The 22,792-nt window shown below is 68.3% G+C and carries 18 protein-coding genes and 1 tRNA gene; 3 read left to right on the forward strand and 16 right to left on the reverse strand.

Annotated elements, in window-relative coordinates; genetic code table 11:
• Positions 1–47: 47 nt before the first annotated feature.
• From ACP4IX_RS20260 to ACP4IX_RS20310, 11 genes are all read right to left on the reverse strand, one after another.
• On the reverse strand, positions 48–3,947 hold the full coding sequence (locus ACP4IX_RS20260) for a DNA-directed RNA polymerase subunit beta' (RefSeq protein WP_426524557.1): 3,900 nt from the start codon (positions 3,945–3,947) through the stop codon (positions 48–50).
• Between the two features lie 110 nt (positions 3,948–4,057).
• Positions 4,058–7,543, reverse strand: a complete 3,486-nt coding sequence (gene rpoB, locus ACP4IX_RS20265; RefSeq protein ID WP_053135571.1) for a DNA-directed RNA polymerase subunit beta — start codon at positions 7,541–7,543, stop codon at positions 4,058–4,060.
• Between the two features lie 651 nt (positions 7,544–8,194).
• Complete coding sequence (gene rplL / locus ACP4IX_RS20270; RefSeq protein ID WP_426524554.1) at positions 8,195–8,584, reverse strand: 50S ribosomal protein L7/L12; 390 nt, start codon at positions 8,582–8,584, stop codon at positions 8,195–8,197.
• Positions 8,585–8,707: 123 nt separating this feature from the next.
• Positions 8,708–9,238, reverse strand: a complete 531-nt coding sequence (gene rplJ, locus ACP4IX_RS20275) for a 50S ribosomal protein L10 (RefSeq protein WP_073725156.1) — start codon at positions 9,236–9,238, stop codon at positions 8,708–8,710.
• A 306-nt stretch (positions 9,239–9,544) separates the two neighbouring features.
• Positions 9,545–10,513: a hypothetical protein gene (locus ACP4IX_RS20280; RefSeq protein WP_426556277.1), complete on the reverse strand. Its 969-nt coding sequence runs from the start codon at positions 10,511–10,513 to the stop codon at positions 9,545–9,547.
• A gap of 90 nt (positions 10,514–10,603) precedes the next feature.
• Positions 10,604–11,386: a hypothetical protein gene (locus ACP4IX_RS20285; protein ID WP_426524550.1), complete on the reverse strand. Its 783-nt coding sequence runs from the start codon at positions 11,384–11,386 to the stop codon at positions 10,604–10,606.
• 294 nt (positions 11,387–11,680) lie between these two features.
• Entirely contained in the window at positions 11,681–12,406 is a 726-nt protein-coding gene (gene rplA, locus ACP4IX_RS20290; RefSeq protein WP_426524548.1) for a 50S ribosomal protein L1, read from the reverse strand.
• 108 nt (positions 12,407–12,514) lie between these two features.
• Entirely contained in the window at positions 12,515–12,949 is a 435-nt protein-coding gene (rplK, locus tag ACP4IX_RS20295) for a 50S ribosomal protein L11 (RefSeq protein WP_006130605.1), read from the reverse strand.
• 225 nt (positions 12,950–13,174) lie between these two features.
• A complete protein-coding gene (nusG, locus tag ACP4IX_RS20300; protein ID WP_426556278.1) occupies positions 13,175–14,044 on the reverse strand; it encodes a transcription termination/antitermination protein NusG in 870 nt (289 codons plus the stop codon).
• A gap of 80 nt (positions 14,045–14,124) precedes the next feature.
• Positions 14,125–14,412, reverse strand: a complete 288-nt coding sequence (secE, locus tag ACP4IX_RS20305) for a preprotein translocase subunit SecE (RefSeq protein WP_279565425.1) — start codon at positions 14,410–14,412, stop codon at positions 14,125–14,127.
• 108 nt (positions 14,413–14,520) lie between these two features.
• Positions 14,521–14,593: transfer RNA gene (locus tag ACP4IX_RS20310), tRNA-Trp, on the reverse strand.
• A 364-nt stretch (positions 14,594–14,957) separates the two neighbouring features.
• Between ACP4IX_RS20310 and ACP4IX_RS20315 the strand changes: the two genes are divergently transcribed.
• Positions 14,958–16,184: a pyridoxal phosphate-dependent aminotransferase gene (locus ACP4IX_RS20315; protein WP_426524543.1), complete on the forward strand. Its 1,227-nt coding sequence runs from the start codon at positions 14,958–14,960 to the stop codon at positions 16,182–16,184.
• A 134-nt stretch (positions 16,185–16,318) separates the two neighbouring features.
• Entirely contained in the window at positions 16,319–17,350 is a 1,032-nt protein-coding gene (locus ACP4IX_RS20320) for an adenosine deaminase (protein ID WP_426524541.1), read from the forward strand.
• Positions 17,351–17,360: 10 nt separating this feature from the next.
• Here ACP4IX_RS20320 and ACP4IX_RS20325 read toward each other — a convergent pair whose 3' ends face one another.
• A complete protein-coding gene (locus ACP4IX_RS20325) occupies positions 17,361–17,957 on the reverse strand; it encodes a TetR/AcrR family transcriptional regulator (protein WP_426524539.1) in 597 nt (198 codons plus the stop codon).
• Between the two features lie 132 nt (positions 17,958–18,089).
• Between ACP4IX_RS20325 and ACP4IX_RS20330 the strand changes: the two genes are divergently transcribed.
• A complete protein-coding gene (locus ACP4IX_RS20330; RefSeq protein ID WP_426556279.1) occupies positions 18,090–18,722 on the forward strand; it encodes an NAD(P)-dependent oxidoreductase in 633 nt (210 codons plus the stop codon).
• Positions 18,723–18,833: 111 nt separating this feature from the next.
• Here ACP4IX_RS20330 and ACP4IX_RS20335 read toward each other — a convergent pair whose 3' ends face one another.
• The 4 genes from ACP4IX_RS20335 to ACP4IX_RS20350 form a co-directional block, all read right to left on the reverse strand.
• Positions 18,834–19,889 (reverse strand): UDP-N-acetylmuramate dehydrogenase, encoded by a 1,056-nt coding sequence (locus tag ACP4IX_RS20335; protein WP_426556280.1) that lies wholly within the window; start codon positions 19,887–19,889, stop codon positions 18,834–18,836.
• 124 nt (positions 19,890–20,013) lie between these two features.
• On the reverse strand, positions 20,014–20,394 hold the full coding sequence (locus tag ACP4IX_RS20340; RefSeq protein ID WP_426556281.1) for a DUF3291 domain-containing protein: 381 nt from the start codon (positions 20,392–20,394) through the stop codon (positions 20,014–20,016).
• Between the two features lie 137 nt (positions 20,395–20,531).
• A complete protein-coding gene (locus ACP4IX_RS20345; protein WP_426556282.1) occupies positions 20,532–21,995 on the reverse strand; it encodes an MFS transporter in 1,464 nt (487 codons plus the stop codon).
• A gap of 130 nt (positions 21,996–22,125) precedes the next feature.
• Positions 22,126–22,698: a TetR/AcrR family transcriptional regulator gene (locus ACP4IX_RS20350; RefSeq protein WP_426556283.1), complete on the reverse strand. Its 573-nt coding sequence runs from the start codon at positions 22,696–22,698 to the stop codon at positions 22,126–22,128.
• Positions 22,699–22,792 lie beyond the last annotated feature (94 nt).

Here is a 22,792-nt window from a genome sequence, read left to right on the forward strand (position 1 = left end):
GTGGGGTGACCGCCCTTCGGTCGCAGCGCCCTTGTCAGGCGACTCGCTTACTGGTTGTACGGACCGTAGTCGTAGTCCTCCAGCGGAACGGCCTGGCCGGAGCCCGTGCCGAACGGCGAGTAGTCGATGTCGTCGTAGCCGACGGCCGAGTACATCGCGGCCTTGGCCTCCTCGGTCGGCTCGACCCGGATGTTGCGGTAGCGGGACAGGCCCGTACCGGCCGGGATGAGCTTACCGATGATGACGTTCTCCTTGAGGCCGATGAGGCTGTCGGACTTGGCGTTGATCGCCGCATCCGTCAGGACTCGGGTCGTCTCCTGGAAGGAGGCGGCCGACAGCCAGGACTCCGTCGCCAGCGAGGCCTTGGTGATACCCATCAGCTGCGGACGACCGGAGGCCGGGTGACCGCCCTCCTGGACCACGCGACGGTTCTCGGTCTCGAACTTCGTGCGCTCCACGAGCTCGCCGGGCAGCAGCTCGGCGTCGCCGGACTCGATGATCGTCACGCGGCGCAGCATCTGCCGGATGATGATCTCGATGTGCTTGTCGTGGATCGACACGCCCTGCGAGTTGTAGACCTTCTGGACCTCGCCGACCAGGTGGACCTGGACGGCACGCTGACCCAGGATGCGCAGCACGTCGTGCGGGTTGGTGGCACCCACGGTGAGCTTCTGGCCCACCTCGACGTGGTCGCCCTCGCCGACCAGCAGACGGGAGCGCTTCGAGATCGGGAACGCCGTCTCGTCGCTGCCGTCGTCCGGGGTGACGACGATCTTCTTGGTCTTCTCGGTCTCCTCGATCCGGACGCGGCCGGAGGCCTCGGAGATCGGGGCGACACCCTTCGGGGTACGGGCCTCGAAGAGCTCGACGACACGGGGCAGACCCTGGGTGATGTCGTCACCGGCCACACCACCGGTGTGGAAGGTACGCATCGTCAGCTGGGTACCGGGCTCACCGATGGACTGGGCGGCGATGATGCCGACCGCCTCACCGATGTCGACCAGCTTGCCGGTGGCCAGCGAGCGGCCGTAGCACATGGCGCAGGTGCCGACCTGGGACTCGCAGGTCAGGATCGAACGGGTCTTGACCTCCTCGACACCGTGGCGCACCAGCTGGTCGATGAGCACGTCACCGAGGTCGACGTTGGCCGGCGCGATCACCTTGCCGTCGATGACGACGTCCTCGGCGAGCATGCGGGCGTACACGCTGGTCTCGACGTCCTCGGCCTTGCGCAGCGTCCCGTCCGCGTCACGCGTGGCGATCGGCAGCTTGAGACCGCGCTCGGTGCCGCAGTCCTCCTCGCGGATGATGACGTCCTGGGAGACATCGACCAGACGACGCGTGAGGTAACCCGAGTCGGCGGTACGCAGAGCGGTGTCCGCCAGACCCTTACGGGCACCGTGCGTGGAGATGAAGTACTCCAGCACGGACAGGCCCTCACGGAAGGACGCCTTGATCGGACGCGGGATCGTCTCGTTCTTCGCGTTCGACACCAGACCACGCATACCGGCGATCTGACGCATCTGCATCATGTTGCCTCGTGCACCCGAGTTCACCATCATGAAGATCGGGTTGGTCTTCGGGAAGTTGTCGTTCATCGCCTCGGCGACCTCGTTGGTCGCCTTGGTCCAGATCGCGATGAGCTCCTGCGTGCGCTCGTCCTTGGTGATCAGACCGCGCTCGTACTGCTTCTGGACCTTCTCGTCCTGCGCCTCGTAGCCCTTGACGATCTCCTTCTTCGCCTCGGGAACGACGACGTCGGAGATGGCCACGGTGACGCCGGAACGGGTCGCCCAGAAGAAGCCGGACGCCTTCAGGTTGTCGAGCGTCGCCGCCACGATGACCTTCGGGTAGCGCTCGGCGAGGTCGTTGACGATCTCGGAGAGCTGCTTCTTGCCGACCTCGTAGTCGACGAACGGGTAGTCCTCGGGCAGCAGCTCGTTGAAGAGCGCGCGGCCCAGCGTGGTCTTCAGGGTGAAGGTGTCACCCTGCTGCCACTCCGGCTCACCCTCCTCGCGGGCCGGGGGCTCCCAGCCGCGGGGCGGGATGGTGCCCACCGGGAAGCGGATGTCGACCTTCGACTGGAGCGACAGGTCGCCCGCGTCGAACGCCATGATCGCCTCGGCGGCGGAACCGAAGGCACGGCCCTCGCCCTTGAGGTCGCGGCCCTCGCCGTCGGTGGTGAGGAAGAACAGACCGAGGACCATGTCCTGGGTCGGCATCGTCACCGGACGGCCGTCGGCCGGCTTGAGGATGTTGTTCGAGGACAGCATCAGGATGCGGGCCTCGGCCTGCGCCTCCGCGGAGAGCGGCAGGTGGACGGCCATCTGGTCGCCGTCGAAGTCCGCGTTGAACGCGGTGCAGACGAGCGGGTGGATCTGGATGGCCTTGCCCTCGACCAGCTGCGGCTCGAAGGCCTGGATGCCGAGGCGGTGCAGCGTGGGCGCGCGGTTCAGCAGAACCGGGTGCTCCGCGATGACCTCTTCGAGCACGTCGTACACGACCGTGCGGCCGCGCTCGACCATGCGCTTGGCGCTCTTGATGTTCTGCGCGTGGTTCAGGTCGACCAGGCGCTTCATCACGAACGGCTTGAAGAGCTCCAGCGCCATGGCCTTCGGCAGACCGCACTGGTGCAGCTTCAGCTGCGGGCCGACGACGATCACGGAACGCGCCGAGTAGTCGACTCGCTTGCCGAGCAGGTTCTGACGGAAGCGGCCCTGCTTGCCCTTGAGCATGTCGGACAGCGACTTCAGCGGACGGTTGCCGGGGCCCGTCACCGGGCGACCACGACGGCCGTTGTCGAAGAGCGCGTCGACGGCCTCCTGGAGCATGCGCTTCTCGTTGTTCACGATGATCTCGGGCGCGCCGAGGTCGAGAAGCCGCTTCAGGCGGTTGTTGCGGTTGATGACGCGGCGGTACAGGTCGTTCAGGTCGGAGGTCGCGAAGCGGCCACCGTCCAGCTGCACCATCGGACGCAGGTCCGGCGGGATGACCGGCACGCAGTCCAGCACCATGCCCTTGGGGCTGTTGCTGGTCTGCAGGAACGCGGAGACGACCTTGAGGCGCTTGAGCGCACGGGTCTTCTTCTGGCCCTTGCCGGTACGGATGATCTCGCGGAGGCGCTCGGCCTCCTCGTCGAGGTCGAAGGACTCCAGGCGCTTCTGCAGGGCAGCGGCGCCCATGGAGCCGTCGAAGTAGGTGCCGAAGCGGTCGCGCAGCTCGCGGTAGAGCAGCTCGTCGCCCTCCAGGTCCTGGACCTTGAGGTTCTTGAACCGGCTCCACACCTCGTCGAGGCGGTCGATCTCGCGCTGCGCACGGTCGCGCAGCTGCTTCATCTCACGCTCGGCACCCTCGCGCACCTTGCGGCGCACGTCGGCCTTGGCGCCCTCGGCCTCGAGCTCGGCCAGGTCGGTCTCGAGCTTCTTGGCGCGGGCCTCCAGGTCGGCGTCGCGGCGCTGCTCGATCTGCTGGCGCTCGACGGAGACGTGGGCCTCCAGCGAGGGCAGGTCGCGGGTGCGGCGCTCCTCGTCGACGTACGTGATCATGTACGCCGCGAAGTAGATGACCTTCTCCAGGTCCTTCGGGGCGAGGTCGAGCAGGTAGCCCAGCCGCGACGGAACGCCCTTGAAGTACCAGATGTGGGTGACGGGGGCGGCGAGCTCGATGTGGCCCATCCGCTCACGGCGCACCTTGGCGCGCGTGACCTCGACGCCACAGCGCTCGCAGATGATGCCCTTGAAGCGGACGCGCTTGTACTTGCCGCAGTAGCACTCCCAGTCCCGGGTCGGACCGAAGATCTTCTCGCAGAAGAGTCCGTCCTTCTCGGGCTTGAGCGTGCGGTAGTTGATCGTCTCGGGCTTCTTGACCTCGCCGTGGCTCCACTGACGGATGTCGTCAGCGGTGGCCAGACCGATCCGGAGCTCGTCGAAGAAGTTGACGTCGAGCACTATGCGTCAATCCCTCTCAGGGTTGTAAGTCTTGGGGTCTGAAACGGGGGTCCTGGGGCCGGCCGGAGGCTCAGGGATCTTCATCGCTGAACCTCCGGACCGGACTCCCGTCAGACCTCTTCGACGCTGCTCGGCTCGCGCCGGGACAGGTCGATGCCGAGCTCCTCCGCTGCGCGGAAGACGTCCTCGTCGGTGTCACGCATCTCGATGGACATACCGTCGCTGGACAGCACCTCCACGTTGAGGCACAGGGACTGCATCTCCTTGATGAGCACCTTGAAGGACTCGGGGATGCCGGGCTCAGGGATGTTCTCGCCCTTGACGATGGCCTCGTAGACCTTCACGCGGCCGGTCACGTCGTCGGACTTGATCGTCAGCAGCTCCTGGAGGGCGTACGCGGCGCCGTAAGCCTCCAGCGCCCACACCTCCATCTCACCGAAGCGCTGACCACCGAACTGGGCCTTACCACCCAGCGGCTGCTGGGTGATCATCGAGTACGGGCCGGTCGACCGGGCGTGCAGCTTGTCGTCGACCAGGTGGTGGAGCTTGAGGATGTACATGTAGCCGACCGAGATCGGCTCCGGGAACGGCTCACCGGAGCGGCCGTCGAACAGCCGCGCCTTGCCGGACGGGAGCACCATGCGCTCGCCGTCGCGGTTCGGGATGGTGTGCTGGAGCAGGCCGGCCAGCTCGTCCTCGCGCGCACCGTCGAAGACCGGGGTGGCGACGTTGGTGCCGGGCTCGACCTTGTCGGCGCCGATGGCCTGCAGGCGCTGTGCCCACTCCTCCGCGAGGCCGGAGACGTCCCAGCCGCGGCTGGCGAGCCAGCCGAGGTGGATCTCCAGGACCTGTCCCGGGTTCATTCGGGACGGGACACCCAGCGGGTTGAGGATGATGTCGACCGGGGTGCCGTCCTCCAGGAACGGCATGTCCTCGATCGGGTTGATCTTGGAGATGACGCCCTTGTTGCCGTGGCGGCCGGCGAGCTTGTCACCGTCGGTGATCTTGCGCTTCTGCGCGACGTAGACGCGGACCAGCTGGTTCACGCCCGGCGGCAGCTCGTCGCCCTCTTCGCGGTCGAAGACGCGGACGCCGATGACCTTGCCGATCTCACCGTGCGGCACCTTCAGCGAGGTGTCACGGACCTCACGGGCCTTCTCACCGAAGATCGCGCGGAGCAGGCGCTCCTCCGGCGTCAGCTCGGTCTCGCCCTTGGGCGTGACCTTGCCGACGAGGATGTCGCCGGCGACGACCTCGGCGCCGATGCGGATGATGCCGCGCTCGTCGAGGTCGGCGAGGACCTCCTCGGAGACGTTCGGGATGTCCCGGGTGATCTCCTCGGGGCCGAGCTTGGTGTCACGGGCGTCGACCTCGTGCTCCTCGATGTGGATCGAGGAGAGGACGTCGTCCTGCACGAGGCGCTGCGACAGGATGATCGCGTCCTCGTAGTTGTGACCCTCCCACGGCATGAACGCGACCAGCAGGTTCTTGCCGAGCGCCATCTCGCCGTTCTCGGTGGCCGGACCGTCGGCCAGGACCTGGCCCTCGATGACCCGGTCGCCCTCGGCGACGATGACCTTCTGGTTGACCGAGGTTCCCTGGTTGGACCGGGAGAACTTGGCCAGGCGGTACGTGATGTACGTGCCGTCGTCGTTGGTGGTGGTGATGTAGTCCGCGGAGACCTCCTGGACCACACCCGCCTTCTCGGCCTTGACCACGTCGCCGGCGTCGGCGGCGGAGCGGTACTCCATGCCGGTGCCGACCAGCGGGGACTCGCTCTTGATGAGCGGCACCGCCTGGCGCATCATGTTCGCGCCCATGAGGGCACGGTTGGCGTCGTCGTGCTCGAGGAACGGGATCATGGCGGTCGCGACCGACACCATCTGGCGCGGCGAGACGTCCATGTAGTCGACGTCGTCACCGGGGACGTAGTCGACCTCGCCGCCACGACGGCGGACCAGGACGCGGGCCTCGGAGAAGCGCATGTCGTCGTTGAGCGTGGCGTTGGCCTGCGCGATGACGAAGCGGTCCTCCTCGTCGGCGGTCAGGTAGTCCACGTCGTCCGTGACCTGGCCGTCGACGACCTTGCGGTAGGGCGTCTCGATGAAGCCGAACGGGTTGATCCGGCCGTACGAGGCGAGCGAGCCGATCAGACCGATGTTCGGGCCTTCGGGCGTCTCGATCGGGCACATGCGGCCGTAGTGCGACGGGTGGACGTCACGGACCTCGAAGCCGGCCCGCTCACGGGAGAGACCACCCGGGCCGAGGGCGTTCAGACGACGCTTGTGCGTCAGCCCCGACAGCGGGTTGTTCTGGTCCATGAACTGGGACAGCTGGCTGGTGCCGAAGAACTCCTTGATGGAGGCGACGACCGGCCGGATGTTGATCAGGGTCTGCGGCGTGATCGCCTCGACGTCCTGGGTCGTCATGCGCTCGCGCACGACGCGCTCCATACGGGCGAGACCCGTACGGACCTGGTTCTGGATCAGCTCGCCGACGTTGCGGATGCGGCGGTTGCCGAAGTGGTCGATGTCGTCGGTCTCGACGACGATCTCCCGGCCCGACTCGCCGACCGTCTCGGTCTCACCGGCGTGCAGCTTCACCAGGTACTTGATGGTGGCGATGACGTCGTCGGTGGTGAGCACGCCGGCGTCCAGCGGCTCGTCGGCGCCGAGCTTCTTGTTGACCTTGTAGCGGCCGACCTTGGCCAGGTCGTAGCGCTTCGGGTTGAAGTAGAGGTTCTCGAGCAGCGTCTGCGCGGCCTCACGCGTGGGCGGCTCGCCCGGACGCAGCTTGCGGTAGATGTCGAGCAGCGCGTCGTCCTGGCCCTGGGTGTGGTCCTTCTCCAGGGTGGCGCGCATGGACTCGTACTCGCCGAACTCCTCGAGGATCTGCTCGGTGGTCCAGCCGAGGGCCTTGAGGAGGACGGTCACGGACTGCTTGCGCTTGCGGTCGATGCGCACACCGACCATGTCGCGCTTGTCGATCTCCATCTCCAGCCAGGCACCCCGGGACGGGATGATCTTGGCGGAGAAGATGTCCTTGTCGGACGTCTTGTCGATGGAGGAGTCGAAGTAGACACCCGGCGAACGGACCAGCTGCGACACGACGACACGCTCGGTGCCGTTGATGACGAAGGTGCCCTTGTTGGTCATGAGCGGGAAGTCGCCCATGAAGACCGTCTGGGACTTGATCTCGCCGGTCTCGTTGTTGGTGAACTCGGCGGTGACGAAGAGCGGGGCCGCGTACGTGAAGTCGCGGTCCTTGCACTCGTCGATGCTGTTCTTGGGGGGCTCGAAGCGGTGGTCGCGGAACGTCAGCGACATCGACCCGGAGAAGTCCTCGATCGGCGAGATCTCCTCGAAGATCTCTTCCAGACCGGACTTGGTGGGGACGTCCTGACCGGACTCCAGAGCCGACTCGACGCGAGCCTTCCACGCGTCGTTGCCGAGCAGCCAGTCGAAGCTCTCGGTTTGCAGCGCGAGAAGGTTCGGAACCTCGAGGGGCTCCTTGATCTTTGCAAAGGAGATGCGCAGCGGGGCGGTGCTGGCAGCGTTGTTCGTATTCGCGGTCGAGGCATTGCGCGAGGCGGCCAAGAGGGGGTCCTTCCGAGGGCTCGGACTCACTACGCGCGTACCGGCCCCTCTTCCGTGCACGAAGACAGGGGGCGCCTGATGTGGCCCGAAAGCCAGGTCAGGCATGCTCTGATCGTCGGTGCTCGGGTGAGGGCAGACCCCTGGTGACGGGCAGGGGGCAACTAACAGGCAGCGCAAAGGGTCAGTGTAGCCACATGGCACACTGATGTCCAGTGCGGGTCTCGGGGACCGTGTTCGCTCCTCGTTGTTCTCACCACCTGCGGCAAGGCCTCGCCCTCAACGCACCGTGATACTGCCCTCTTCGCCGTGGATCCATGCCTCGGATTCGGATCCTTGTGACGACGCGTCCTGAGAATCGCGCGCTGCGTGCGGTTCGTCAAGGCCCCCCTTGCTCGAACCGCCTGCCGCCAGGGGCTCCCAGGGCCCCGGCGACGGCACGACGAAGATCACCATACTCTTCGCCGCCACGCGTGCAAGGCAGCCGCCGCCGGACCCCGCGTACGCCGAAGAGCGACCACCCGGATGGATGATCGCTCTTCGGCGCTGAGGCGTTACAGGTTCTGACGGATCCGTGAGATCCATGAGACCTGCGGGGTCGTTGCGACCGGTGAGGTCAGTGAAACCTGCACGGTCGCTGGGACCTGTGAGGTGTTACTTGACCTCGACCGAGGCGCCGGCGCCCTTGAGGGACTCGGCGGCCTTGTCGGCGGCGTCCTTGGCGACCTTCTCGAGGACGGGCTTCGGGGCGCCGTCCACGAGGTCCTTGGCCTCCTTCAGACCCAGGGAGGTCAGCTCGCGCACGACCTTGATGACCTGGATCTTCTTGTCGCCGGCACCGGTGAGGATGACGTCGAACTCGTCCTTCTCCTCGGCGGCCTCGGCGGCGGCGCCACCAGCGGCACCACCGGCGACGACGACCGGCGCGGCAGCGGCGGCGGTGACGTCGAACTTCTCCTCGAAGGCCTTCACGAACTCGGAGAGCTCGATGAGGGTCATCTCCTCGAACTGGGCGAGCAGGTCGTCCTGGCTGAGCTTCGCCATGATGGCGGTCCTTCCACTAATTCGGCAGGTGCCGGATGTACGGGGTGAGGCGGGCGTACGTCGGGCCCGCAACGACCCTCACCTCATGCGGCGCACGCGGCGAGGATCGGAAAGCGAGCCGAATTACTCGGCACCGCCCTGCTCGTCCTGCTTGGCACGGAGCGCGTCCACGGTGCGGACGAGCTTCGAGGGCAGCGCCTGGAAGACAGAGGCAGCCTGGGACTGCTTGCCCTTCATGGCACCGGCCAGCTTGGAGAGCAGAACCTCGCGGGACTCGAGGTCCGCAAGTTTCTTGATCTCGTCGGCGGACAGCGCCTTGCCGTCAAGGACACCGCCCTTGATGACGAGGTTCGGGTTGTCCTTGGCGAAGTCGCGCAGACCCTTCGCCGACTCCACCGGGTCACCGGTGACGAAGGCGACGGCCGTCGGACCAGCGAAGAGCTGGTCGTCGAGCGTGATCCCGGCCTCGTTGGCCGCAATCTTGGTCAGCGTGTTCTTCACCACGGCGTACTGGGCGTTCTCACCGAGCGACCGGCGCAGCGTCTTGAGCTGCGCCACGGTGAGACCGCGGTACTCGGTCAGCACGGCGGCGTTGGAGCTGCGGAACTTGTCCGTCAGCTCGGCAACCGCGGCAGCCTTTTCGGGCGTCGCCATAGAGCCTCGGCCTCCTTCCGGGTGATTCGGACCGCGCGGACCCGAAGGAGGACTGGGGAAAACGAAACGCCCCGGCGCAGGCGCACGGGGCGTGACTCGACCGGCCGGCACACGCGTGAGCGGGTACTCCGGGAGTTCATCCACAGTCACCTGCGCGGGTCGTCCGCAGTTCAGCGGATCCTTCGGCCACCGTGACTCTCGCGAGCACACGGCAACGACCAGCGGTCTTTGGCTTCTCCAGGAAGGTACCCGACCGGATCGCCGGCAGGCAAATCCGGTCGGCGGAGCGACGCGCGGGACCGGGACTCAGACCCCGGAGCCGGACTCCAGGGCCTCCAGCTGGGCCAGCTCCTCGTCGAGGTTTCCCCCGTCGAGGGCTCCCTCGTCGTCGGCGATCTCGCCCAGGTTCTTGATCATCTCGAAGAGATCGAAGGTGTCACCGGCCGACGGCACCTCGACCTCGGCCTTGGCGCCGTAGTCGGAGAGCTTCATGCTCATGTCGATGTTGCCCTGGGGGGTGTCCATCCCGACGTCCATGCGGACCGGCATGTCGTCGTCGTTGACCCAGACCTCGGTGTCGTAGCCCTTGACGCCGGACTTCTCGACGTTCTTCAGCAGCTGCTCGCGCTCCTTGGGCTCGAGCACGTCCAGGCTGTCGTTGCTCTCCAGCACCTCCTTGACGGTGAGTGTGCCCTTGTAGTGCTGGGCGGTTTCACCGTCGACCTTCTCCTCGCCGACGTGCTTGAGATTGGGCGACTCCAGGAGCAGGGCCAGCTGCTCGACCGGGTTCTGGTTCATGTTCTCCATGCCGGACAGCATCGCCCCACCGGCCTCGGCGCCCGCGGACTCGGCGGCGGCCCCCAGGTCCAACTTCATCCAGCGCTTGCCGTCCATGTCCTTGGCGGCGGCCGCGCCCATGTCCGCGTACATCACGTTGTCGCGCCAGATCATCCGGATCTGCTCCGGGGCGTCCGGCTCGGTGGCCAGCATGGAGCCCTTCACGGTCACGTCCATGACCGTCGGGTCCCAGCCCATGACACCGGTCATCGAGACGTCGCCGCCGCCTTCCATGGCGGCCGGCATCGACATGGTCATCTCGACGTTGGCGGACTTGGCCTCGGCCGTCTTCTCGTAGGCCGCGGTCAGTACCTGCTGGACGGTCCGCTCGCCGCCGTCCTTCTTCTCGGCGCCGCAGCCGACGGCCCCACCCGCCAGCACCAGAACGGACACGCCGGCGAGCGCCACTCCACCCCGCGAATGAACAGAAAGCCTCATCGATTCCCCCCAAGGAAACGCGACGAACGTACGGTCGAATATGAGAAAACGCTGTGAGCTTATCCGACGTTTTCGTCCGGCTGTCTCGGATTACCGAGCCGCCCCCTTCAGCAGCTCCGTGAAGTCGGCGGTGTCCCCGGCCGGAGGGCGCTCGGCGGAGACGGCGACGCCGTAGTCGCTGTAGTAGGCGGTCTGGGTCAGTTCCCCGGTCTTCGTCCGCCCCCGCTCGACCTTCTTGACCAGCAGGTCCCGGTCGTCGACCCAGATGTCGACGGTCTGCCCGGTGGCGCCGCCCACCGTGCCGGACCAGTGCGCGGTGCGTCGGCCGCGGATCGTCTCCTCGCCGACCTTGCGTACGTCGTCGGAGGCCAGCAGCAGCTTCACCGCATGGTGGGGTGTGCTGGTCCGCATCTGTTCCGCGAAACCGGCGCCCGTACCGCCGCCGAGGTCCTCCAGGTCGGCGTAGACGTACTTGATCCAGTGTCTGCCGCCCACCCGGTCGGCGAACTCGTCGCCCATCCTGGCGTAGTACGCGTCGGGCAGGTACCGGGCCTCCATCGCGGTGGTGCCGAGGCGGCGCATGGTCTCCGCGGTCGTGCCGCCCGTGTACGTGATCGTCAGGGTGCCGGTGAGGCCGTCGCGCCAGCCGAGGGCTCCGGCGGCGTCCAGGGACAGCTCACGGCCCATGACGGTCGTGGACTCCACCCGCGCCGAACCCGCGCGCCCGGTCGCCCGTTGCACGGAGCGCAGGGGCTCCGCCGACGGGTCGGCGTGGCCGGTGGGCGGGTCGGCGGAGGTGCAGGTGGTGACGCAGGTCAGCGCGGCCGTCACCGCGATCGAGACGACCGTACGACGTGCCGTCGTGCCCGTCATGCATCCCACCCCCGTGCGAGTCCCGTGACCGCACGCTAACCCAGGCCACGGGCGCCCGTACGGGAAAAGGAGACGGGAAGAAGACGGGGAGAAGAACCGAGGAAGTCCCGGAGAAGCACCGGAGAAGCACCGAAGAAGACCGGAAGAAGGCGGGACGACGGAACGGGAACAGGGAGCCGGAACAGGGAACGGGAACAAAGAACGGGGGCGGGGCGGAAACAGGCGCGGAAAAGGGAACGGGCCCCGCACCTCGGAAGGTGCGGGGCCCGTGAACCGGTGGGGCGAGCCGTTGGCTCAGACCGCGGCCGGGTCCTCCTCGACGAGGAGGTTGCGGGTGCGGTTGGAGTCGACCGGAATGCCGGGGCCCATCGTGGTGCTGATGGCGGCCTTCTTGATGTAGCGGCCCTTGGCGGCGGACGGCTTCAGACGGAGGATCTCCTCCAGCGCCGCGCCGTAGTTCTCCACCAGCTGGGTGTCCTCGAAGGACGCCTTGCCGATGATGAAGTGCAGGTTCGAGTGCTTGTCGACGCGGAACTCGATCTTGCCGCCCTTGATCTCGGTCACGGCCTTGGCCACGTCCGGGGTCACGGTGCCGGTCTTCGGGTTCGGCATCAGACCACGCGGGCCGAGGACGCGGCCGAGGCGGCCGACCTTGCCCATGAGGTCCGGGGTGGCGACGACGGCGTCGAAGTCCAGACGGCCCTTCGACACCTCGTCGATCAGTTCGTCGGAGCCGACGATGTCGGCGCCCGCGGCGGTCGCGGCCTCGGCACGGTCACCGGTCGCGAAGACCAGGACCCGGGCGGTCTTACCGGTGCCGTGCGGGAGGTTCACGGTGCCACGGACCATCTGGTCGGCCTTGCGCGGGTCGACACCCAGGCGGAAGGCGACCTCGACGGTGCCGTCGAACTTGGTCGTGGAGGTCTCCTTGGCGAGACGGACGGCCTCGAGCGGGGCGTAGAGCTTGTCCCGGTCGATCTTGGCGTCCGCAGCGCGGAGAGACTTGCTGCGCTTGCTCACTACTGCTCCTGTTGGCTTCTGAGGAGTCGTGGTCCGGGCCGAGCAGGCCCTGCCACACTGTCCTGGCCTTGCGGCTACCGCCGCGCGGCGTGCTTACGGGGGTGGAGGTCAGCCCTCGACCGTGACGCCCATGGAACGCGCGGTGCCGGCGATGATCTTCTCGGCGGCGTCCAGGTCGTTGGCGTTGAGGTCGGGCATCTTGGTGGTGGCGATCTCGCGGACCTGGTCACGCGTGATCTTCGCGACCTTGGTCTTGTGCGGCTCGCCGGAGCCCTTCTCCACGCCCGCTGCCTTGAGGATCATCTTGGCGGCCGGCGGCGTCTTGGTGATGAAGGTGAAGGAGCGGTCCTCGTAGACCGTGATCTCCACCGGGATGACCCAACCGCGCTGCGACTCGGTCGCGGCGTTGTAGGCCTTGCAGAACTCCATGATGTTGACGCCGTGCTGACCCAGCGCGGGGCCGACCGGCGGAGCCGGGTTCGCGGCACCGGCCTGGATCTGGAGCTTGATGAGCCCCGTGACCTTCTTCTTCTTGGGAGGCATAGCTCTCCGGGTCCTTTCGATTCGGGTCCTGCCCGCATCCGGGGGCGACCCGGACACAGGCATACCGCACAACGATAACGGGTATGGATGTGCGGCCAAAAACCGAGCAGGTCAGACAGGCTGCCTGAGCCTGTCCGACCTGCTCGGAAGCAATACGTCCAGAGAAGTTCCAGTTGTGACGTGCCAGTCCTGAACCGCCGGTCCGGGACTGCCGGCCCGCGACTACTAGTTCTTCTGGATCTGGTCGAAGCTCAGCTCGACCGGGGTCTCGCGGCCGAAGATCTCGACGAGGCCCTTGACCTTCTTCGAGTCGGCGTTGATCTCGTTGATCGTGGCCTGCAGCGTCGCGAACGGGCCGTCGGTGACGGTGACCGAGTCGCCGACCTCGAAGTCCAGGACCTGGACCTCGACCTTGCGCTGCGGAGCCGGCTTGCCCTCGGCCTCGGCGGCCTCGCGGGCGGCCTTCTCCTCGGCCTCGGGGGCGAGCATCTTGACGATCTCGTCCAGCGTCAGCGGGTACGGGTCGTAGGCGTTGCCGACGAAGCCGGTGACACCGGGGGTGTTGCGGACGACGCCCCAGGACTCGTTGGTCAGGTCCATGCGCACGAGGACGTAACCGGGCAGCTTGTTCTGCCGGATCGTCTTGCGGTCGCCGTTCTTGATCTGGACGACCTCTTCCTGCGGCACCTCGGCCTGGAAGATGTAGTCCTCGACGTTGAGCGAGACGGCGCGCTGCTCGAGGTTGGTCTTCACGCGGTTCTCGTAACCGGCGTAGGTGTGGATCACGTACCACTCGCCGGGGAGGACCCGCAGTTCCTGGCGGAGCTTCTCGATCGGGTCGAGCTCGGGCTCGGGCTCCGCGGCCTCGTCGGTCTCCGCGTCGGCGTCGTCGCTCTCCGCGTCGTCACCCGTCGGCTCGGCGGTCTCGTCCTGGGCGTCGGCGGTCTCGTCCGCGTCCGCGACGACGGCGTCGTCGGCAGCCTCGGCCTCGACGGAGGCCTCGGTGTCCTCGTTGCCGGCGCCCTCGAGGGTGCCGGGCTCGTCCTTGACGGACTCGACCGGCTCGATGGCGTCGTTCACGTTCGGGTCAGACACGGTGGCTGCTTCTTCCTGGATACATAGGGGTGGAACACGCGAAAGGGGCGCCGGGTACCTCGGCGCCCTTCGCTCTCGAATCAGCCGAAGACGTACTTGGCGGCGTTACTGAAGCCATAGTCAATCAGAGTCACCAGGCCGATCATGATGACCACGAAGATGATCACCACGGTGGTGTACGTCGTCAGCTGGTTGCGGCTCGGCCAGACAACCTTGCGCAGCTCCGCGACGATCTGGCGGTAGAAGAGCGCGAGGCGCTTCAGCGGGCCCTTCTTGGCACGCTTGCCGCCCTTGCGCGACTTCTTCTTGGAGTCCGGCGCTTCGTCCTCGGCATCAGGCATGTCGATGGAGCCCACGGCGTCCGTCACTCGTCCTCACCTGATTCCGGGTCGTGGCCGTGCCGCGCCCGGTCTGAGCCGCACGGCGGTGCATTGCTGTACGTACATGCGCACACATCCTGGCGAAGGTGTGTGTAGCAGGGCCGGAGGGACTTGAACCCCCAACCGCTGGTTTTGGAGACCAGTGCTCTACCAATTGAGCTACGACCCTTTGTGTGTCCCCCAACGTACCGCATCCGCCCGGATGCTTGGTGTGCACCGAGTGAGTGCGAGCCGTTGAAGGCCAACGAGGTGAGAGTGTACGTGCTCAGCGGCCGGGCGTCGAACAGAAAGGACGCGCGGGAGCCCTCGCCGTGCCGTCCTGGCCGAAGATCGCCCTGGCCGCGGGGGCCGGTCCGGACTGTTGTTCCGGCGTTTGCCCCGTCCTGGCCCGCCCGGTCCCGACCGCTCTGGCCGGATCCCGCCCAGGTCCCACCCAGGTCCCGCCTGGCCTCGGCAGGCCTCGGCGGATCTCGTCCTGCTCAGTCCGTGAAACCCGTGTGTCCCGGAACTTCCCTGTCTGGAACGATGGCCCCATGAGCGCTGCAACCCCTCCCACCGAGCGCCGGGTCTCCGCCCGAGTCGGCGCGATCTCCGAGTCCGCCACCCTCGCCGTGGACGCCAAGGCCAAGGCCCTCAAGGCCGCCGGGCGGCCGGTGATCGGCTTCGGCGCCGGTGAGCCCGACTTCCCGACGCCCGACTACATCGTCGAGGCCGCGATCGAGGCGTGCAAGAACCCGAAGTTCCACCGCTACACCCCGGCCGGCGGACTGCCGGAGCTGAAGGCCGCGATCGCCGCCAAGACGCTGCGCGACTCCGGCTACGAGGTCGACCCGTCGCAGATTCTGGTCACCAACGGCGGCAAGCAGGCCATCTACGAGGCGTTCGCCGCGATCCTCGACCCGGGCGACGAGGTCATCGTCCCGGCGCCGTACTGGACCACGTACCCGGAGTCGATCCGGCTGGCCGGCGGTGTCCCGGTCGAGGTCGTCGCCGACGAGACGACCGGTTACCGCGTGAGCGTGGAGCAGCTGGAGGCCGCGCGCACCGAGAAGACGAAGGTCGTCCTGTTCGTGTCGCCGTCGAACCCGACGGGGGCCGTGTACAGCGAGGCCGAGACCGAGGCGATCGGCCAGTGGGCCGTCGAGCACGGCCTGTGGGTGCTGACCGACGAGATCTACGAGCACCTCGTCTACGGCGACGCCGCGTCCGTGTCCCTGCCGGCGCTGCTGCCCGAGCTGCGTGACAAGTGCATCGTCGTCAACGGTGTCGCCAAGACGTACGCGATGACCGGCTGGCGGGTCGGGTGGGTCATCGGCCCGAAGGACGTCGTCAAGGCCGCGACGAACCTCCAGTCGCACGCCACGTCCAACGTGTCCAACGTGGCGCAGGCGGCGGCGCTCGCCGCGGTCTCCGGCGACCTGGACGCCGTGGCGAAGATGCGGGAGGCCTTCGACCGGCGCCGTAGGACGATCGTGCGGATGCTCAACGAGATCGACGGCGTGCTGTGCCCGGAGCCGGAGGGCGCGTTCTACGCCTACCCGTCGGTCAAGGCTCTGCTCGGCAAGGAGATCCGCGGCAAGCGCCCGCAGGACACGGTCGAGCTGGCCGCGCTGATCCTGGAGGAGGCCGAGGTCGCGGTGGTGCCCGGCGAGGCGTTCGGCACGCCCGGGTACCTGCGGCTGTCGTACGCGCTCGGGGACGAGGACCTCGCCGAGGGCGTGAGCCGGATCCAGAAGCTGCTGGCGGAGGCCAGGGACTGACGGTCGCGCTCCGGCCGTTCTTCAGCAGGGTCTCACCGGACCGTACCGGTGAGACCCTGCTTTGTTTGTGCGAGCAAGACCACGTACGGGGAAAGTGCTGTCGGGTCGGCCGTGTCGTACGGCAGGATCACGGAATGGAGCGTGTACGTGATGTCTCTGAACTGCCGAAGGCCCATCTCCACCTGCACTTCACCGGGTCGATGCGGCCCGCGACCCTGCTGGAACTGGCCGACAAGCACGGCGTGCGTCTGCCCGAGACGCTGACCGAGGCACTGGGTCGCGGTGAGTCGCCGAAACTGCGGGCGACGGACGAGCGGGGCTGGTTCCGCTTCCAGCGGTTGTACGACGCGGCGCGATCGTGCCTCCAGGAGCCGGAGGACATCCAGCGGCTGGTCCGCGAGGCCGCCGAGGAGGACCTGCGGGACGGGTCGGGGTGGCTGGAGATCCAGGTGGACCCGACGTCGTACGCGCCGCGGCTGGGCGGGCTCATCCCGGCGCTGGAGATCATCCTGGACGCGGTGGAGACGACGGTCCGGGACACCGGGATCGGGATGCGGGTGCTGGTCGCCGCCAACCGGATGAAGCATCCGCTGGACGCGCGGACGCTGGCCCGTCTCGCGGTGCGGTACGCGGACCGGGGCGTGGTCGGGTTCGGCCTGTCCAACGACGAGCGGCGGGGCATGGCCCGGGACTTCGACCGGGCGTTCGCGATCGCGCGGGAAGGGGGGCTGCTGTCCGCACCGCACGGGGGCGAGCTGACCGGGCCGCTGTCCGTACGGGACTGCCTCGACGACCTGGAGGCCGACCGGATCGGCCACGGGGTGCGGGCGGCGGAGGACCCGCGGCTGCTGAAGCGGCTGGCGGACCGGCAGGTGACGTGCGAGGTGTGCCCGGCGTCGAACGTCGCGTTGGGCGTGTACGAGAAGCCGGAGGACGTGCCGCTGCGGACGCTGTTCGAGGCCGGGGTGCCGATGGCCCTGGGCGCGGACGATCCCCTGCTGTTCGGGTCCCGGCTGGCCGCCCAGTACGAGATCGCCCGGCAGGACCACGGGTTCACCGACGCGGAGCTGGCGGAACTGGCACGCCAGTCGGTACGGGGGTCGGCGGCGCCGAAGGATGTGAAGGAGAAGCTGCTGGCGGGGGTGGACGACTGGATGGCCTCGTAGGGGCGGCAGTTCAGCAGACCCCCGCGAGCAGTGTCCGGGCGAGTCGCCGGGCGAAGTCGTCCATCGGCGGGCGGACACCGCTCCGCGTCGCGTCGTACGCGAACGCCCGCTGCGCGCAGGCGCCCAGCAGCAGCGACGCGGCGGCGAAGGTGTCCGCGTCGGCGCGGACACGCCCTGCGGCCTGCTCGGCGCGCAGGTAGGCGTCGAGGCCCTCGATCGGCAGGTGCGGCCCGGTGCCCATCTCCCGCATCGCGTCGTCGTGCCGCCGTTTGAGCTGCGTCTGCGCGTACAGCGAGGCGGCGATCGGGAAGCTCTGCTCGTAGAAGAGCGCGGCCTGACGGGCGATCTCCGTGACGTTCTCCTCGAGAGAGCCACGGCCCGGCTCGGCGGCGAGTTCCCGCAGCAGCGGGGTCAGCCGCGGCAGCCGCTCGGACAGGACGCGGATGAAGAGCTCCTCCTTGCTCACGAAGTGCTTGTACAGCGCCGCCTCGGAGCAGTCGGCTCCCTTGGCGATCTCCTTGGTGGTGGCCCGGGCGAGCCCGACGGTGAGCATCAGCTCATGGGCGGCGTCCAGAATGCGTTCCCGGGCCGGCTTGACGGGCGGCATGGCGGCTCCAGTCGGGGATTGACGTGGGGTGAGTATTTACTCACCCTAGAGGAGGGAAGAGGTGAGTAAGTACTCACCCACCGGGTCGTCCACCACAGCGCAGCCGCGCCACCGCACGGAACGGAGTACGCCATGAAGCTCACCGTCTTCGGTGCCACCGGAGGCATCGGCCAAGAGGTCGTCCGGCAGGCCCTCGACGCCGGACACCAGGTCACGGCCGTCGTACGGGACCCCTCGCGGCTGTCCGTGACCGGCGAACGTCTGGACGTGTTCCGCGCGGACCTGGGCGACCCGGCGGCTGTCCGGCCGGCGGTGGCCGGGCGGGACGCCGTACTGTCCGGCCTCGGCGCACGCCGCCGCGCCGACGCCGGGGTCGCGACACGGCTCACCCGGACGGTGCTCGGCGCGATGGAGGCGGAGGGCGTGCGCAGGCTGCTGGTCGTCAGTGCCGCTCCGGTCGGGCCCCGGCCACGCGACGCCGGACTCCTGGACCGGGGGGTGCTCGGCGTCATCTCCGCCGTCCTCAAGGACGTCTACGCCGATCTGCGCGCCATGGAGGCGGAAGTGGCGCGCAGCACCACCGACTGGACGGTCGTCCGGCCGCCGCGCCTGCAGGACAAGCCGCTCACCGGCCGGTACCGGACGGAGATCGGCGGTTTCCCGACCAAGGGCCGTTACGTCGGCCGCGCCGATGTCGCCCACGCGATGCTCGCGATGACCGGGGACGCGGCCACCCTGAAACAGGGCGTGGGCGTCGCCTACTGAGGCGGCTCCCCGGCCCTTCGGCTTCGGCTCCGGCTCCGGCTCCGGCTCCGGCTTCGGCTTCGGCTTCGGCTCCGGCTTCGGCTTCGGCTTCGGCTTCGGCTTCGGCTTCGGCTAGAGGCTGACGCCGACCGTCACCGGTTCGTTGACCAGCGTGACGCCGAAGGCCTCGCGGACTCCGGCGACGACCTCGCGGGCCAGGGCGAGCAGGTCCTCCGTGGTCGCCTCACCGCGGTTGGTGAGAGCGAGGGTGTGCTTGGTGGAGATGCGGGCCGGGCCGGTGCCGTAGCCCTTGGTGAAGCCGGCCTTGTCGATCAGCCAGGCCGCGGAGGTCTTGACCAGGCCCTCGCCGGCCGGGAAGGCGGGCGGCTCGGCGGCGCCGCCGAGGCGTTCGGCCACGCGCGTGCGGAAGGCGGCGAACTCCTCGTCCGTGAGGATCGGGTTGGTGAAGAACGACCCGGCCGACCAGGTGTCGTGGTCCTCGGGGTCCAGGACCATGCCCTTGCCGGCGCGCAGCTTCAGCACGGTGTCGCGGGCCGTCGCCAGCGGTACCCGCTCGCCTGCCTCGACACCGAGGGCGCGGGCCGTCTCGGCGTAGCGGAGGGGGGCGGAGAGCCCGTCGGCGTTCTCCAACCCGAAGCGGACACGCAGGACGACATACCGCTCGGGTTCGGCCTTGAAGCGGCTGTGGCGGTAGGAGAATCCGCAGTCCGCGTTGGTGAGGGCGACCGTCCCGCCGGCTCTGCGGTCGTACGCGATCACCTCGGTGATCGTCGAGGAGACCTCCTGGCCGTACGCGCCGACGTTCTGGATGGGCGTCGCGCCCGCCGAGCCGGGGATGCCGGCCAGGCACTCGACGCCGGCGAGTCCGGCCTCGACGGTCCGGGCGACGGCGTCGCTCCAGATCTCGCCGGCCGCCAGCTCCAGCGTCGTGCCGTCGAGGGAGAGACCGCGCGTGGCGATGTGCAGGGCCGTGCCGTCGAAGCCCTTGTCGCCGATGACCAGGTTGGATCCGCCGCCGATGAGCAGCAGGGGCGTGCCGGTGTCGTCGGCCTCGCGGACGACGGCGATCACCTCGGCGTCGGTCGTGGCCGTGACCAGCCGGGTCGCCGGTCCTCCCAAACGGAAGGTGGTCAGCGGGGCGAGGGGGGCGTCGTGGAGTTCCTGCACGCGCTCAAGAGTACGAGACGGCACCGACAGTCCCGGGCAGCGGGAAACGCCCCGGTCGCCCGGGGCGTTTCCTGTCCTCACGTTCGTCCTGTGTCCGTGTTCGTGTCCGTCCTCATGTCCGTACTCACGTCAGACGGCGTCGTGCCTCCGCCCAGTTCACCGGAAGCTCGTCGCTCGACGCCGGCCAGGAGGCGAACGTCGAGTCCCGCATCTCCCCGGCCAGCCCGCGTGAGGTGGGCGCGTGGGTGCCGGAGTGGGCGAAGGCCTTGAGGGCCTCGGGCGACTCCCAGGCGGACAGCGTCCAGAAGGTCCGCTTGAGCGGTTCCGCCTTCAGGGATGCGCCGTACGCTCCGGGCGCCTTGCCGACCTGCCGCCACACGCCGGGCGTGCGCGCCAGGAACTTCAGCGCTCCCCACAGGGTGCGGGTCTCGAAGCGGGAGGCGAAGACGTGCACCTCCGTGGCCTGCGGCGGCCGGTTCGGAACGATCCAGGGAAGGGTGGGCACGTCGGGTTCCTTTCGTGTCTCGTCCGTGGCTTCTGGTGCGGTGCTTCTCGTGGGTCGTTTCTCGTGTGGCGCTTCGTGTGGTGCTTACGTGTGGTGCTCTCGTGGCCTCTCGGCTGTCGCTCTCGCGTGTCAGGAGGTCAGCGGGAGGCCTCGCCCCCGGCCGGGACGAGTGCCGGTTCGGTCGTCGGCGCCGGCCCGGGCTCCTCCGGGGACGCCTGGCCGTCCCGGCGGCGGGACGGAATCAACAGGGCCGCGACGCCTCCGAGGGCCACCACCCCGGCGCCCACCGCGACCGCGGGCCGCAGCCCGTCGACGAAGGACTGCCCGGACTCGTAACCGCCCTGCGCCGCGAAGATCGAGCCCATGAGCGCGATGCCGAGCGCGCCACCGACCTCGCGCAGGGCGTTGTTGGCGCCGGAGGCGATGCCTTGCTCCTTCGGTACGACGCTGGACATCACCAGGGCGGAGGCGGGGGCGAAGAACAGGGCCATGCCGATCCCGCTGAGGATCAGACCGGGCAGTTGGACGGCGTAGGAGGCATCGGCCGTGATCACGGAGGCGAGGTAGCCGAGGCCGACCGCCTGGAGGAAGAGCCCGGCAGCGACGACCGGGCGCCCTCCGATGCGGTCCGACAGGATGCCGGCGATCGGGGCGACCAGCATCGGCATGCCGGTCCAGGGCAGCATGCGCAGCCCCGCCTCGGTGGGCGTGTAACCGAGTACGTGCTGCATGTACTGGCTGAGCAGGAAGATCGAGCCGAACATGCCCAGGAACATCAGCAGGCTCGCCGCGTTGATCCCGGAGAAGGCCCGGGAACGGAAGAGGCGCATGGGGAGCATGGGGTTCTTGCTGTTGATGCCGTGGCGGACGAAGCCGGCCAGCAACGCGGCGCCGGCGAACAGGGCCGTCAGCACCACGGGTCCGGTCCAGCCGTCGACGGGCCCGCGGATCAGGCCGTAGACGATGCCGAAGAGTCCGCCGCTGGCGAGCAGGGTGCCGGGAAGGTCGAGCGGGGCTCCGGTGCCGTACGACTCGGCGAGGCGGAAACGGGCGAGCGGTAGCAGGGCCAGACCCAGCGGAACGTTCAGCCAGAAGATCCACTGCCAGGAGATGTGCTCCGTGAGGCTGCCGCCGACCAGCGGACCGGAGGCCACGGCGAGCCCGTTGACGGCGCCCCAGATGCCGTACGCCATGCCACGCCGTTCGGCGGGCACGGCGGCCGTCAGCAGGGTCAGTGTCAGCGGCATCATGATCGCCGCGCCGACGCCCTGGACCGCGCGGGCGGCGATGAGCGAGTCGATGCCGGGTGCCATGGCCGCGGCGGCGGAGGCACCGGTGAAGACGGTGAGACCGACGGTGAACAGCCTGCGGCGGCCGTAGCGGTCGCCAAGGGCGGCCCCGAACATCAGCAGCACCGCGAAGGTGAGCGTGTACGCGCTCACGGTCCATTCCAGGTCGTGCAGTCCTCCGCCCATGTCCTCGCGGATGGAGGGCAGCGCGGTGGTGACGACGAGATTGTCCAGGGCCGCCATGAAACCGGCGACGCTGGTGATGACGAGGGCCCAGCCCGTTCCCCCACGACGTGCGTTCTGCTGTGACATCTCTCCCCCAGAGGGTATCCAGTGCTCTCGGTTGCTTCGGTTAGTAATTGATGACTAACTTTTACGGCCATAGATGACTAACTTTTATGGACATAAGGGGCGCTCACCCGTGAGCGTCCACCCGTACGCCCTACGCGTCGTGCCGGCCTCGCTTGACCCGCGCCGAGACATGCAGCCCGTCCCAAACCCGGTGCTCGGGCGGGAAACCCATGCCGGCCAGCGCGTTGATGAGCATCCCGTACGCCATGAAGGTCGTGGTCTCCTCGACGTCGCCGCCAAGGGGCACGCGCACGGTGTCCCAGAGCTCCAGCCAGCCCCTGCGGACCATCTCGCCGAACTCGTGGTCCCCGGCCGCCTCCGCGGCCGCGACAGCGACGTACACCTGCAATTGCATCTGGAGGCGCTCGGGCTGCTCGGCGATCAGTCGCGTGTAGGCCCCGGCCATGGCATCCAGGGCCTCTTCGCCGCTCAGGCCCTCGGACGACGCCTCGAAGACCCGCCGCATGTCCTGCAGGCAGCGCTCCGCCACCGCAAGGAAGATGGCCTTCTTGCCCGGGAAGAGCCGGAAGAGGTACGGCTGGGAGACTCCCACCCGCTTGGCGATGTCCTCCGTCGACGTGCCGTAGAAGCCACCCCGGGCGAACTCGCCCATCGCCGCGCGGATGACGCTCTCACGCCGCTCCTCTGCGCTCATCCTGACCATGAAAGTAAGTTAGTACTCAATCACTAACCATGTCAAGAGACGCCCCCGCTCCTTCTTCTCGCCGCAGCGGCACGGAGACCGGCGGCGGGAAAGA

The sequence above is a fragment of the Streptomyces sp. WG5 genome, from assembly GCF_049974565.1.
Lineage (GTDB): Bacteria > Actinomycetota > Actinomycetes > Streptomycetales > Streptomycetaceae > Streptomyces.